This is a genomic window from Peribacillus sp. YIM B13472 (genome assembly GCF_042788005.1).
In the GTDB taxonomy this organism is placed as follows: Bacteria; Bacillota; Bacilli; order Bacillales; family DSM-1321; genus Peribacillus; species Peribacillus simplex_E.
In genome coordinates this window covers 201,563-215,185 of sequence record NZ_JBHZPG010000003.1, presented here as the reverse complement: position 1 = coordinate 215,185, position 13,623 = coordinate 201,563, and the positions used below count along the sequence as shown (strand labels likewise).

At 42.9% G+C, this 13,623-nt stretch carries 10 protein-coding genes; all 10 read left to right on the top strand.

Features of this window, described 5'->3' with window-relative positions; translation table 11 throughout:
• The first annotated feature begins 32 nt into the window (after positions 1-32).
• The 10 genes from bshC (at position 33) to spoVE (ending at position 13,314) form a co-directional block, all read left to right on the top strand.
• Entirely contained in the window at positions 33-1,661 is a 1,629-nt protein-coding gene (bshC, locus tag ACFX4I_RS04195; RefSeq protein ID WP_377419300.1) for a bacillithiol biosynthesis cysteine-adding enzyme BshC, read from the top strand.
• A 342-nt stretch (positions 1,662-2,003) separates the two neighbouring features.
• The gene (gene mraZ, locus ACFX4I_RS04190) at positions 2,004-2,435 is read left to right on the top strand and encodes a division/cell wall cluster transcriptional repressor MraZ (RefSeq protein WP_034313914.1); all 432 of its coding nucleotides are present in this window, start codon (positions 2,004-2,006) and stop codon (positions 2,433-2,435) included.
• 52 nt (positions 2,436-2,487) lie between these two features.
• On the top strand, positions 2,488-3,420 hold the full coding sequence (rsmH, locus tag ACFX4I_RS04185) for a 16S rRNA (cytosine(1402)-N(4))-methyltransferase RsmH (RefSeq protein ID WP_034313911.1): 933 nt from the start codon (positions 2,488-2,490) through the stop codon (positions 3,418-3,420).
• A gap of 33 nt (positions 3,421-3,453) precedes the next feature.
• On the top strand, positions 3,454-3,810 hold the full coding sequence (ftsL, locus tag ACFX4I_RS04180; RefSeq protein WP_230301176.1) for a cell division protein FtsL: 357 nt from the start codon (positions 3,454-3,456) through the stop codon (positions 3,808-3,810).
• Between the two features lie 2 nt (positions 3,811-3,812).
• Positions 3,813-5,969 (top strand): penicillin-binding protein, encoded by a 2,157-nt coding sequence (locus ACFX4I_RS04175; protein ID WP_377419298.1) that lies wholly within the window; start codon positions 3,813-3,815, stop codon positions 5,967-5,969.
• A gap of 112 nt (positions 5,970-6,081) precedes the next feature.
• Complete coding sequence (locus tag ACFX4I_RS04170; RefSeq protein ID WP_054396953.1) at positions 6,082-8,004, top strand: stage V sporulation protein D; 1,923 nt, start codon at positions 6,082-6,084, stop codon at positions 8,002-8,004.
• Between the two features lie 158 nt (positions 8,005-8,162).
• Positions 8,163-9,635 (top strand): UDP-N-acetylmuramoyl-L-alanyl-D-glutamate--2,6-diaminopimelate ligase, encoded by a 1,473-nt coding sequence (locus ACFX4I_RS04165; RefSeq protein WP_230301174.1) that lies wholly within the window; start codon positions 8,163-8,165, stop codon positions 9,633-9,635.
• An 88-nt stretch (positions 9,636-9,723) separates the two neighbouring features.
• Entirely contained in the window at positions 9,724-10,701 is a 978-nt protein-coding gene (gene mraY, locus ACFX4I_RS04160) for a phospho-N-acetylmuramoyl-pentapeptide-transferase (protein WP_034313901.1), read from the top strand.
• Complete coding sequence (murD, locus tag ACFX4I_RS04155) at positions 10,702-12,054, top strand: UDP-N-acetylmuramoyl-L-alanine--D-glutamate ligase (RefSeq protein WP_230301173.1); 1,353 nt, start codon at positions 10,702-10,704, stop codon at positions 12,052-12,054.
• Between the two features lie 159 nt (positions 12,055-12,213).
• Positions 12,214-13,314, top strand: coding sequence for a stage V sporulation protein E (gene spoVE, locus ACFX4I_RS04150; protein ID WP_098371083.1), 1,101 nt, complete (start codon positions 12,214-12,216; stop codon positions 13,312-13,314).
• Positions 13,315-13,623: the final 309 nt, after the last annotated feature.

Here is a 13,623-nt window from a genome sequence, read left to right as displayed (position 1 = left end):
GAATTGTAGTTGCAGAGAAAGGGAGAACAGAAATGGAGATGAAAGATCTCGCGTTACCATCTTTAAACCGTTTTGCATCGGACTATTTACAGAACCGTCTTGAAACGGAGGATTATTTTCACTATGACTTGTCTAAGCCTGACATTTATTTCAATAGATATGATGAATTGATGAACCGCTCTTTTTTACGTGATGAATTGTCGGATTACATACAACAATACATGTCTCGTTTTTCAATCAGTGAGGCAGTTAAGGGGAATATTGAAAGGTTGCGCAGGGATGATTCCGTGGTGGTGATTGGAGGACAGCAGGCTGGGTTATTATCAGGGCCGCTGTATACCATTCATAAAGTGATTTCGATCATTAAGCTTGCGGAAGAACAGGAAAAAGAACTGGGGCAGCCAGTCATTCCAGTTTTTTGGATAGCTGGAGAAGATCATGATTTGGCTGAAGTCAATCATGTTTATGTTATGAAAAACGGTAAACCCGATAAAAAAACCTACCCTTCCTATCAGCCGTATAAAACAATGGTTTCTGATGTAGAGCTGGAAACGGATAAGGCTGAAAAGTGGCTTGAGGAAATCATTGAAACTTATGGAGAAACGGCCTTTACGAATAAACTCCTGATTGATATGAAGGAAACCATTAAGCAATCGAATACTTTCGTCGATTTCTTCGCCAGACTGATTCATGAATGGTTCAAAGAATATGGCCTTTTACTAGTCGATGCCGGAGATCCGGAATTAAGGCGAATTGAGAAGGCGTTCTTTGAATCGATGGTCAAGGAAAGTGGACGGATTGCTGAAGTGGTCGAGGAACAGCAATCATTCATGCATGCGAAAGGGTATGCAAAAATGATTGAAATGGATAATCGGGCAGCTAATTTATTTTATTATGATCCAGAAAAAAAAGATCGATGTTTACTCGAACGTGTAGAAGGCGGTTTCAGCGGAAAAAACGGTGAGGTATCATTCACCGGGGAGGAACTATTGCAGATAGCCAAAAATCATCCAGAACGATTAAGCAACAATGTCATTACACGCCCGCTCATGCAGGAAATGCTGTTCCCTGTATTGGCTTTCGTTTCTGGACCTGGGGAAATAGCTTATTGGGCAGAATTAAAAAAGGCATTTGAGTTGTTTTCCATGAAGATGCCGCCAATCATTCCTAGGTTAAACATCACGCTGATAGAGCGCAGTATCCATAGCGACGTTGAAGAAATGGAACTCAGTTTGGAAACTGTTCTGACTGAAGGAACCGCTAATGCTGTGAAAGATTACCTTGATTCGGTGAAAGATGAGACGATTGACATCCTGTTCGGGACACTGAAATCACAGCTTGAAGAGAACCATGAAAAGCTATTTGCCCACGCTGTCTCATTAGATAGGGGACTTGAGCCGATGTTGAACAAAAACATTGAATTCATTCAAAAGCAATTGAATTTCATGTATGGCAAAATCGGTGACCGTACAAAGGAACGGCATTCGTTCATATTGAAAAAATATGAACGGATCGCAAATTCACTGTACCCTCTTGGATCACCCCAGGAGAGGATTTGGAATGTGTTTTATTACTTGAATCAATACGGGCCAGAGTTCGTACGGGATATGATGAAACTGGAATACCGGTTCAATAATCAGCATAAATTGATTTTCATTTAGAAAAACCATCCGTTTTGGGGAAAAGTGGCGGACACATCATTTTGAATGGGGTTGCCACAAACCAATTTTGCCGGATGGATTAAAAAGTGTAAAAAGACAGGTGCTAAAGCCTGTCTTTTTTTCTGTTTCCTGGGCTCTTGTCAGGTAGTGCTTCGACAGTAATGGTGGGACTGCGTCTTAGTCTGAGTCCATTCGAGGGAATTGCACGTTTCTGTGAATAATTTGGCTAAATAAACTTAAGTAGAAAAGAAGGGAATTTTTACTTGGAAGGAGAAAGTAAAAACAAGTGGAGAAAGGTGGGGGAATGTGGTACATTGAGATTAGAATGTGGGGGTAGTGGGTATGTTCATGGGAGAGTACCATCATAACATCGATATAAAAGGCCGTTTGATAGTCCCAGTGAAATTCAGGGAGAATCTCGGGGAGCAATTTGTCCTTACCCGCGGACTCGATCAATGTTTATTTGGTTACCCTATGGAAGAGTGGAAGCTGCTTGAAGAAAAGCTGAAAGCCCTGCCCTTAACAAAAAAAGATGCCCGAGCCTTTACCCGTTTTTTCTTTTCTGCAGCTACAGAATGCGAAATTGATAAACAAGGGCGAATTAATATCCCCACGCCGCTTACTTCATATGGCCAATTGGAAAAAGAATGTGTAATTCTTGGTGTTACCAATCGTATTGAGATTTGGAGCAAATCCCTTTGGGAAAACTATTTTTCAGCTTCTGAGGATTCTTTCGCTGAGATAGCAGAAAATATGATTGGCTTTGATATTTAAGGCTGCCCCCAGAAATAGGGTCACTCAATAACCGATTGGAAGGATGTCTAACATGTTTCAACATACAACAGTGTTATTAAAAGAGACGGTTGATGGATTGAACATCAAACCTGATGGAATTTATGTGGATTGTACTTTAGGAGGAGCCGGTCACAGCGAATACTTACTTTCACAGCTCTCTGACAAGGGTAGGCTTTATGCTTTTGATCAGGACGAAACGGCGATTCGGAATGCTAAGGAAAAATTGGAGAGCTATGGCGAACGTATTGTTCTTGTTCCTAATAATTTTAAATACTTAAAAGAAGAGTTGAATGCCCGGGGAATCGAGAAAGTGGACGGGATCCTTTATGATTTAGGTGTGTCATCCCCACAATTGGATACACCAGAGCGTGGTTTCAGCTATAACCATGATGCACCTTTGGATATGAGGATGGACCAAAGTGCTGCCATTTCTGCCTATGATGTCGTGAATACTTGGTCATTCCATGATTTGCTGAGAATTTTCTTCCAATATGGCGAAGAAAAGTTTTCGAAACAAATTGCCAGGAAAATTGAAGCGGCACGTGAAATAAAACCGATTGAAACGACGTTCGAGCTTGTGGAGTTAATTAAGGATGGGATACCGGCCCCGGCAAGACGTAAAGGCGGACACCCTGCGAAACGAGTGTTCCAAGCAATAAGAATCGCTGTGAATGACGAACTTGGTGTCTTTGAAGATTCCTTGGAGCAAGCCATATCGCTTTTGGATAAAGAAGGAAGAATATCTGTCATTACATTCCATTCACTAGAGGATAGAATTTGTAAAACGGTATTTAAAAAAGCCAGTAGCATGCCGGACCTTCCGCCTGGACTTCCAGTTATCCCGGATGAATTCAAACCAACTATGAAAATAATTACGAGAAAACCGATTTTGCCTTCAGAAGAAGAATTGGAAGGGAATAATCGTTCCCGGTCGGCTAAGCTAAGAATCGCCGAAAAGCAATAATCACAGAAAAAAATCAGTAGAGGGGGAACATGAATGAGTTCCATAGCCAAAAAAATACAAGAACAGCAATATGAAGACCAACAGCAGCAACAGACGCATCAAACAGTGGTCATCCGTAAAGCGAAGATATCCATTGGTGAAGTTTTCTTACTATGTGCCCTTGCTATCATGGTTGCCTTTATGGGAGTGAAAATAGTCTCTAATCAAGCGGCCATCTATGAAACGAATAAAGAAATCCAGCTAGTGGAAACGTCCATTGAAGAACAGGGGAAAGTGAATGATGATTTGAAAGTGCAGGTTGCTGAACTTAGTACATACGAAAGAATTTGGAAAAAAGCTGCAGCGCTAGGGTTCAAGTTAAATGAGAATAATGTGAAGGGTGTGCAGTGATAATGCAGAAACAAAAAAATATGAAGCATGGGGCAGCCGGATTATTCTTCTTATTCGGCCTGCTCTTTTTTGTGTTAGTCTGCCGCTTTTTGTATATTCAGGTGACAGGTACAGCAGGCGGGGAGGTACTGGCTTCAAAAATCGACAAGAAATATGAAAAAAAACAGGTCATAGAAGCAAAAAGGGGAAGCATACTTGATACTAAAGGTGAAGTCATCGCCGAGGATACTTCCTCCTATATCTTAAGGGCTGTACTCAGTGAAAAGGAGCCGGAGCATGTCAAGGATCCGGAGATGACCGCGAATAAGCTTGCTAAATATATCGACATGGATGAACAGGACATCTATGAAAGACTTACGAAAAAAGGGGCATACCAGGTGGAGTTTGGCAGTGCCGGCAAGGATTTGACTCAGGTCGTCAAGCAGAAAATAGAAAAATTGGAACTGCCGGGAATTACATTCGGAAGAACCAATAAACGTTTTTATCCTAATGGAATTTTCGCTTCCCATCTGATTGGCTATGTAGAAAAGGATGAAGAAACGGGAGAAATGGCTGGTAAGTTTGGCATCGAAAGGTACCTCAATAAAGAATTGCAGGAAACGGATGGGAAGCTGACATATGACAGTGACTCATGGGGCTTCCTCTTACCTGATAAGGAGGAAAAGGTTGTTGCTCCGGATAATGGTAATGATGTCATGCTTACCATCGACAAGAAAATACAAACGTTCCTGGAAGATTCGATGAGCAAAGTGCAGGAAAAATACGATCCTGAACAAATCATAGCGATTGTCTCCAATCCGAAAACGGGGGAGATCGTGGCGATGGGGCAGAGGCCTACCTTCCATCCGGCAACGAAAGTCGGGCTTACGGATACTTGGCGTAACCTGGCCATTGAAGAAACCTTCGAACCGGGATCAACCATGAAAACATTCACCCTTGCCGCGGCTGTTGAGGAAGGGGTCTTTAATCCGAATGAAAGCTTTGTCGCTGGAACCTACAAAGCCGGATCGGGGAAAATCGGAGATCATAGCGGAATCGAAAGAGGAAAGAGCATGACCTTTCTTGAAGGGGTTCAACGCTCCTCCAATGTCGCTTTTGCTACTCTTGCCATGGATAAGATAGGAGCGGATACTTTCCGTGAGTATTTGACTAAGTTCGGATTTGATAAAAAAACGGGAATTGATCTGCCGAACGAGATAACTGGAAAAATTCAATACAAGTATAAGCTTGAAAAAGTTACTACTTCCTTTGGACAGGGTTCGACCGTTACACCGATTCAACAAATCCAAGCTGCATCCGCAATAGCCAATGACGGAAAAATGATGCGGCCGTACGTGATAAAAAGCATTTCCGATCAAGATACCGGAAAAATTTTGAAAACGACAAAGCCGAAAGTGACAGGGCAACCGATTTCGGCAGAAACTGCAAAACAAGTACGTGATTATTTGGAAACGGTAATTTCCGCGAAAAAAGGAACAGGGAAAAAATATGCCATTGATGGATATGAAGTAGCGGGGAAAACCGGTACTGCACAAATTCCTGGTCCGACAGGTAGATATTTAGAAGGGAAAAATAACTATGTATTCTCCTTTTTAGGCATGGCTCCAAAAGATGATCCGCAGTTGGTCATGTATGTGGCTGTCAAGCAGCCGAAGTTAGGTGTATCTTATGTTGGGGCTGATCCATTGTCAGAGATATTTAATCCTGTCATGCAAAATAGCCTGCAATATCTAAACATAAAGCCTTCGGAAGTTAAAAAACAAAAAGCAAATAAAATCGTTGACTATGCGAATCAAACCGAGAGTTCAGCTGTCAAAGAACTGAAGGAACTTGGCTATGATGTAAGTACGATCGGAAGTGGGCGTAAGGTGGTCGATCAATCCCCAAAAGCGGGGAGCATACTCTTGCAGGGTGAAAAGATAATCCTGAGGACGGAAGGCGAAATGAAAGTTCCTGACATGAAGGGATGGTCCCTGCGCGATGTTATGAAATTGGCTAAGGTTGCAAAACTGGATCTAAAAACTGAAGGTACTGGATATGTGAGTAAACAAAGTCTTGAGGCCGGGAAAAAAGTAAAGGAAGGAGAGACATTCAATATTGAATTATCCCAGCCTGAAGGGGCTGGGGAAGATATACCGACAAAAGAGAAAACAGAGTGAAGATAAAGAGGGGATCCAAATGGATCCCCTCTTTAATTCTTTCAAAGTTTGTAGTCTAGCATCGAGTAGACAAGCATATATTGAAGCATGTATGAAATGGAGGTGCCTGTTTTTGCGTGTTTCGAATGTTACTGTCCGAAAACGGCTGGCAATCGCATTGGCGATCGGTATCGTTGTTTTTTTTATCATTGATATCCGATTGGGAATTGTACAGTTTTATTTAGGGGATAAGTTGACGGGGCTGGCTAAAGATTCCTGGAGCAGGAATATTCCTTTTGAAGCCAAACGAGGAGAAATTCTGGATCGGAATGGTGTTGAGCTAGCAACGAATATATCTGCGCCAACAGTCTATGTCATCCCAAGACAGATTGAGAATCCTGGGGAGACGGCGGAACAGCTTGCTTCAATATTGGATATGACAAAGGAAAAGGCTTATCAATGGTTAACGAAACAGGCGATGAGCGTCAGAATTCCGGAAGGCAGAAAGATATCTCATGAAAAGGCGAAGGAAATTAAAGCATTAGGGATAAAGGGTGTTTATATCGCTGAAGATTCAAAGCGCCATTACCCATTTGGTGAATACCTTTCGCATGTTCTTGGCTTTACAGGCTCTGACAATCAAGGGTTGATGGGTATTGAATTGTCATATGATAAGGAACTAAGCGGGGAAAAAGGATTCGTTAAATTTTACTCCGATGCTAAAGGGAAAAGACTTGAAAATATGGCCGATGACTATAAGCCCCCTGTTGATGGTGATAACTTGAAGCTAACCATCGATAGCAAAATCCAGACAATTGTGGAAAGGGAGCTCGATAATGCGGAGGCGACATATGATCCCGATGGTATAATTGCCATTGCAATGGACCCGAATACAGGGGAAATATTGGCGATGTCAAGCAGGCCAACCTTCGACCCGGCCAATTTTCAAAATGTACCTTCAGAAGTGTATAATCGTAATTTACCAGTTTGGAGTATATATGAACCAGGTTCGACTTTTAAGATCATCACGCTTGCTGCGGCGCTTGAAGAAGGGAAGGTCGACTTACAAAAGGAACATTTTTATGATTCCGGACATGTGGAAGTGTCAGGGTCTACATTGCATTGCTGGAAAAGCGGAGGACATGGGGACCAAACTTTTCTTGAAGTCGTCGAGAACTCATGTAACCCCGGTTTTGTAGAATTAGGGAACCGGCTTGGTAAAGACAAGCTGTTTAAATATATAAATGATTTCGGGTTTGGGCAAAAGACGGGGATTGATTTAACCGGAGAAGGAAAAGGAATCATGTTCAACATGGATCAAGTGGGTCCGGTTGAGCAGGCAACGACAGCGTTTGGACAAGGTGTAGCCGTAACGCCCATTCAGCAGGTGACAGCGGTATCGGCGGCTGTGAATGGCGGAACTTTGTATACACCTTATATCGCAAAGGAACTTGTGAATCCAAAAAATGGGGAAGTACTGATGCGAAAGACTCCACAGGCGAAGAAAAAAGTGATTTCAGAAGCGACCTCGAAGAAAGTCCGTGAAGCACTTGAATCCGTTGTCGCCCAAGGTAGCGGTAAAGGAGCATTCGTGGAGTCGTACCGAGTCGGCGGGAAAACGGGTACAGCCCAAAAAGCTGAAAATGGCAGATACCTTGAAAATAATTATATTCTCTCATTCATTGGGGTCGCCCCAGCGGATGATCCGCAAATCGTCGTTTATATAGCTGTGGACAATCCTAAAGGAACGGTACAGTTCGGCGGGGTCGTTGCCGCACCGATCGTTGGGAATATCATGGAGGATTCACTTAGGGCCATGGGCGTCAAGCCAAGGAAAAACCAGATTGAGAAGGAAACGGTCTGGACGGATCCGGTCATGGTCGAGGTACCTGACGTTGTGGGTCTCAGCAAAAAAGAGTTGCAAACCCAGCTCATCGACCTTAAGCTGGATATTGCCGGCAATGGGGATAAAGTCATAAATCAAGCCCCGGATCCAGGTGTTAAAGTAAAACAAGGCTCCACAATAAGAATTTATCTTGGCGAAAATACAGAATAAGTATAATATAATATATGAATAGTTAAAGCGGCTGAAGAATCATCAGCCGCTTTGTTTACGGAGTCGGGATAACCCCGTATAATTGAAATTGGTTTCTCGACAAGCCAGGGCTAATCACATATAATGAATCCTCAAATTAAGTTGAGAGGGATGGAAAAATGAAGCTTCACAAATTACTATCTTATTTACACTCCTTATTTACGTATGAAGGAGAAAATCCTGAAATCACCTCCATTGAAAATGATAACCGTAAAGTCATAGACGGAAGTTTATTTGTTTGTATAAAAGGTTATACAGTCGATGGTCATGATTTTGCCCAACTTGCTGTAGAACATGGAGCTGCAGCAGTCATTGCCGAAAGGCCGCTTGACCTCGATGTTCCCGTGATCGTAGTCAGGGATTCGAGCAGGGCCATGGCGGTGCTTGCCGATGCATTCTATGGCCATCCGACTCAAAAGATGCGCTTGATCGGAATTACAGGTACGAATGGAAAGACGACGACCAGTCACTTATTGGAAAAGATTTTCGAGGATCGACAAGAAAAAACAGGCTTGATTGGCACGATGTATACTAAAATTGCCGATACGGTATATGAAACTAAGAATACGACGCCAGATAGCGTTACGCTGCAGAAGGCTTTTCATGAAATGGCCGAAGCATCCGTTACCACTGCCATTATGGAAGTTTCATCGCATGCACTTGAGCTCGGACGCGTCCATGGCTGTGATTATGATATTGCCGTCTTTACGAATCTCACACAGGATCATTTGGATTTTCATAAAACCATGGACAGATACAGGCAGGCAAAATCCTTATTTTTCTCACAGCTAGGCAATGCTTACATAGAAAATCGTCCTAAATATGCAGTGCTTAATGCTGATGATGAGGCAACAGCTGATTTCATTAAAGCGACTGCTGCTACAGTCGTAACATACGGCATAGACAAAGAAGCAGATATCAGGGCCAAGGATATACAAATTGATGCAAATGGCACATCGTTCACCTTGACAGCAGGTAAAGAAGAGCGTTACATTCAGCTGAAGCTAATTGGTAAATTCAGTGTTTATAATGTGCTCTCTGCAATCTCTGCTGCTTTGTGCGCCGGTAACGATCTAGATGAGACAATTAGATCCATCGAGGATATAAAAGGTGTTGCAGGCCGTTTTGAGCTCATTACAGCGAATCAGGACTTCCCTGTCATTGTTGACTATGCCCATACTCCGGACAGTTTAGAAAATGTTCTAAAGACTGTTGGTGAGTTTGCTAGAAAGAAAATTTTCGTGATAGTGGGCTGCGGCGGGGACCGAGACAAGACAAAGCGTCCCATCATGGCCGAAATTGCATGCAGCTTGGCGACTGACCCGATCTTCACTTCGGATAATCCGCGCAGTGAAGATGCTGCCCAGATCCTCCGGGATATGGAAGCTGGTGTAGCAGGCAAGGAATATACGGTTATTGAAGACCGCAGGCAGGCCATAGCTTACGCTGTTTCCAAGGCGGAAGAGGGCGACGTTATATTAATAGCCGGAAAAGGTCATGAAACCTATCAATTGGTCGGTGACGAAGTGCTTCACTTCGATGATCGTGAAGAAGCGGAAAAGGCGATTCAAAGTCGTTTGGGTTCAGTTTGAACCAAAGCTGAAATTGCATGCAACAAATAAGAAAAGACATCAAGCAGATTTTTATATTTGAATTGTGTTAGGAATGAGGGAGTAAGGAATGTTGGAACAAGTGATTTTTTATACGATTTTGGTGGCGTTTTTAGTAACCGTTCTTCTTTCGCCGATTTTCATCCCGTTTTTAAGAAGATTGAAATTCGGGCAAAGTATTAGGGAAGAAGGCCCGCAATCGCATCTGAAGAAAACGGGAACACCTACCATGGGCGGTTTGGTCATATTATTATCTGTCACCATTGCTACATTAGTCATGACTTTGAAATTTTCGGCACCTTCAACCGAAACGTATTTATTATTATTCGTTACTTTAGGTTTTGGTTTATTAGGTTTCCTGGATGATTTCATCAAAGTGGTCATGAAGCGAAACCTAGGACTGACTTCCAAGCAAAAACTGCTTGGACAAATTGTGATTTCTGTCATCTTTTACTTCGTCTTTAAGCAGACAGACCGTTTTAATCCTGAATTGACGATTCCAGGCACTGACTTTGCTTTTGATTTTGGCTGGTTTTATCTGTTTATCGTAATTTTCTGGCTCGTAGGTTTTTCGAATGCCGTCAATTTGACGGATGGGCTTGATGGACTTGTCTCAGGAACATCAGCCATTGCCTTTGGTGCTTTTGCCATTTTGGCCTGGAGTCAGTCACAATATGATGTCGCTATTTTTTCAGTGGCGGTTGTCGGTGCAGTACTCGGGTTTTTGGTATTCAATGCACATCCAGCAAAGGTTTTCATGGGGGATACGGGTTCCTTGGCCCTTGGGGGAGCGATCGCAACCATCGCCTTGTTAACGAAGCTTGAAATCCTCCTGGTAATCATCGGCGGAGTCTTCGTGATTGAGACGCTCTCGGTCATCCTGCAGGTAGGATCTTTTAAAACGACTGGTAAACGTATTTTTAAAATGAGTCCGCTTCACCACCATTATGAGCTTTCCGGCTGGTCGGAATGGCGCGTCGTCGTGACTTTCTGGACAGTGGGGCTGCTGTGTGCGGTACTCGGAATCTATTTAGAGGTGTGGATATAATTGAAAGAGACTGCAAAGTATTCAGAGAAAAAGATATTAGTATTGGGTTTGGCAAAAAGCGGAGTGATTGCAGCTTCGCTTCTACATAAATTAGGTGCTTTCGTGACGGTTAATGACATGAAGCCATTATCGGAAAATCCTGAGGCTCAAGGACTTCTTGAACAGGGAATCAAAGTCATCTGCGGCAGTCATCCGATCGAGCTTCTTGATGAAGGTTTCGAGCTGATCGTGAAAAACCCGGGAATTCCCTATCGGAACCCTATCGTAAAAGGGGCATTGGAAAAAGGGATCCCTGTTATCACGGAAGTTGAATTGGCCTATCAGATAAGTGAAGCACCTTTCATAGGGATCACTGGTACAAATGGGAAAACGACCACGACAACATTGATATACGAAATGTTGAAGACTGGTGAAAAATCCCCGCTGGTTGCCGGTAATATCGGGACAGTGGCTTCTGGTGTTGCTGAAAATGCAAAACCCGATGACTCGATCGTCATTGAATTATCATCGTTTCAGCTAATGGGAATAGACGAATTTCGTCCTGAAATCTCAATCGTGACAAATTTATATGATGCACATTTGGATTATCACAGTTCCAAACAGGAATATGTCGAAGCGAAAGCTGCCATTACGAAAAATCAAATAGCTTCAGATTTCATGATTTATAATGCAGATCAAGATCTTGTTTTGTCCATGGCGAAAAAGACCAAGGCTGAACTTGTTCCTTTTTCAGCTGAAGTGAAACATGAGAATGGAGCCTATGTGGAAGATGGTGCCGTCAGTTTCCGAGGAGAAAAAATCATTGAAGTTTCAGAGATAGCCCTTCCTGGGAAGCATAATTTGGAAAATGTGCTCGCGGCCATCTCAGCGGCCAAACTGAAGGGTGTAGCTAACGAAGCCATTCAGACTGTACTGAAAACATTTTATGGTGTAGAACACCGTCTGCAGTTTGTGGCAACGATCGATAACCGTAAATTTTATAATGATTCGAAAGCGACGAACATTCTTGCAGCATCCAAAGCGCTAACTTCCTTTACGGAACCTGTCATCTTATTGGCGGGCGGTTTGGATCGCGGAAATGAATTTGATGAGTTGAAACCGGCGATGAAAAATGTCAAAGCCGTGATAACTTTTGGTGAAACGGCAGAAAAAATTGAACGGGTAGCCAAAGAATTAGGAATAGCGAATATAAAACGTGTCGATAATGTAGAAAAGGCCGTGCCGGCTGCATTTGAATTATCAGATGAAGGCGACTGCATTCTTCTCTCCCCTGCTTGTGCAAGCTGGGATCAATATAAAACTTTTGAGCAAAGAGGAGACATGTTTATGGAGGCCGTGCATAAACTTAAGTAAGAGCTTTCGCAGAGAGAAGTGAATTTGCTTCTACGTTGACACCATGGAAAAAAGCGATAATGAGCCGTTATCGCTTTTTTTTTGACTAAAGTGCTGACAAGCAATCAGCATTGATGTTTATATTCGCAGGCTCGAAAAACTTCCTAGAGGTGGATGTCCGTGCCATTAAAAAAATCGAATCCTGATCTCATTCTCATTATCGTCACCTTAAGTCTTTTGACTGTTGGATTAATCATGGTTTACAGCGCGAGTGCCATTTGGGCAACATATAAATTTGATGATTCGTTTTATTTTGCTAAAAGGCAGTTGCTGTTTGCCTGCGTTGGTGTCATAGCCATGTTTTTCATCATGAATGTGGATTACTGGACGTGGCGGACATGGGCCAAGATCCTTATCATCATTTGTTTCATTATGTTACTGGCTGTGCTTGTACCAGGTATAGGGATGGCGAGAAATGGTTCGAGGAGCTGGATTGGTGTAGGTGCCTTTTCGGTGCAACCCTCTGAGTTCATGAAGCTGGCGATGATCGCTTTTTTAGCCAAGTTTTTATCAGAACGGCAAAAGCTGATCACCTCCTTTAAAAAAGGGATGCTTCCATCCTTGGGTTTAGTGTTTTTGGCATTTGGATTGATCATGTTACAGCCGGACCTTGGAACGGGAACGGTGATGGTAGGAACGTGCATCGTTATGATTTTTATATCCGGGGCAAAAATCAGTCATTTTGTCGGCTTGGGGCTAATCGGGGTAGCGGGTTTTATCGGTCTGATTTTGTCAGCGCCCTACCGGATAAAAAGGATCACGTCTTTTCTGGATCCTTGGGAAGACCCTTTGGGCAGTGGATTTCAAATGATTCAATCGTTTTATGCAATCGGACCCGGGGGATTGTTCGGATTGGGACTCGGGCAAAGCCGCCAAAAGTTTTTCTATTTACCAGAACCGCAGACTGATTTCATCTTTGCCATACTTTCCGAGGAACTTGGCTTCATCGGGGGTTCTCTTGTCATTTTATTATTTGCGCTTATGCTTTGGCGGGGCATTCGGATCGCACTTGGTGCCCCTGATTTATATGGGAGCCTTGTAGCGGTGGGAATCATTGCAATGGTCGCCATTCAAGTGATGATCAATATAGGTGTGGTAACAGGTTTGATGCCAGTTACGGGTATCACCTTGCCCCTCTTAAGTTATGGCGGTTCATCACTGACACTCATGTTGATGGCGATTGGGGTGCTCCTGAATATTAGCCGTTATTCAAGGTTCTGAAAATAAGTAAATATATGGATTGGCAAAAGGGAAGTTCTGTTAAACGCAGAGCTTCCTTTTTTTACGGTGAAAACCCTTGCAGGAAAACGATTTTGGATGGTGCCTTGCCGAAATTTAGAAATAAATGAAATGCCGCTTAAATATTACCATGTATGAATGTTGAGGAATCCACAATAAATATTGGCAATACGTCTTTGTTTAGACTATAGTATAAGAGGGTTAGGCCGTACTGGGGCTTGCTTCTGTTCATTTTTCTGCTAAAAAGGCGTTATTAATCTTGTAATATAAGTGACCTCATGGAAGAGGAAT